The sequence below is a fragment of the Streptococcus sp. IsoGale021 genome (genome assembly GCF_031142795.1).
GTDB lineage: Bacteria > Bacillota > Bacilli > Lactobacillales > Streptococcaceae > Streptococcus > Streptococcus hominis.
In genome coordinates, this window is sequence record NZ_JAKZJH010000026.1 from 1 (window position 1) to 727 (window position 727).

A 727-nucleotide genomic window follows, 5' to 3' on the forward strand; every position below is an offset into this window, starting at 1 on the left:
ATTAGTTTAATATCAGGAAGGGTAGCGAAGAGGCTAAACGCGGCGGACTGTAAATCCGCTCCTTCGGGTTCGGGGGTTCGAATCCCTCCCCTTCCATACCTTTACGGGCATAGTTTAAAGGTAGAACTAAGGTCTCCAAAACCTTCAGTGTGGGTTCAATTCCTACTGCCCGTGTTTATTGTGAATATGGCGGGTGTGGTGAAGTGGTTAACACACCAGATTGTGGCTCTGGCATGCGTGGGTTCGATCCCCATCACTCGCCTATTTTATATTATTGGGGTATAGCCAAGCGGTAAGGCAAGGGACTTTGACTCCCTCATGCGTTGGTTCGAATCCAGCTACCCCAGTTTAACTTTGCCGGCGTGGCGGAATTGGCAGACGCGCTGGACTCAAAATCCAGTGTCCGCAAGGACGTGCCGGTTCGACCCCGGCCGCCGGTATAGCTTAAGTTTGAGAAACGTTGATTTATCAGCGTTTCTTTTGTTTTTGGTCAACTTTTGGTCAACTTTATATCTTTTCATTTAATCGAAATAAAAGGTTTCTAACTTTATTATTTTCTTCCTCGGCTTTTTCTTTGACTAGGTGACCATAAGTTTCTGTAATTTCTGTTATGTCTTTGTGACCCATTAGTTTTGAAACAGCCCAAATATCAATTCCCATAGCTAAGAGAGAACTACAATAACTATGTCGTAAACCTGAACTCGTCATATTTGAAGGAGTAATAGAT

Annotated in this window: 1 protein-coding gene and 5 tRNA genes; 5 read left to right on the forward strand and 1 reads right to left on the reverse strand. The window is 44.2% G+C overall.

The annotated features are described in order from the left end of the window. The first annotated feature begins 15 nt into the window (after positions 1-15). From RG565_RS08955 to RG565_RS08975, 5 genes are all read left to right on the forward strand, one after another. Positions 16-96: transfer RNA gene (locus RG565_RS08955), tRNA-Tyr, on the forward strand. 7 nt (positions 97-103) lie between these two features. Continuing rightward, a tRNA-Trp gene (locus RG565_RS08960) sits at positions 104-174 on the forward strand. A 15-nt stretch (positions 175-189) separates the two neighbouring features. Beyond that, a tRNA-His gene (locus tag RG565_RS08965) sits at positions 190-262 on the forward strand. 13 nt (positions 263-275) lie between these two features. Beyond that, a tRNA-Gln gene (locus RG565_RS08970) sits at positions 276-347 on the forward strand. Between the two features lie 9 nt (positions 348-356). Beyond that, positions 357-440: transfer RNA gene (locus RG565_RS08975), tRNA-Leu, on the forward strand. Positions 441-507: 67 nt separating this feature from the next. Here the strand turns inward: RG565_RS08975 and RG565_RS08980 are convergent. After that, on the reverse strand, positions 508-727 hold a 220-nt coding region (locus RG565_RS08980), incomplete at its 5' end, for a tyrosine-type recombinase/integrase (protein WP_308937472.1).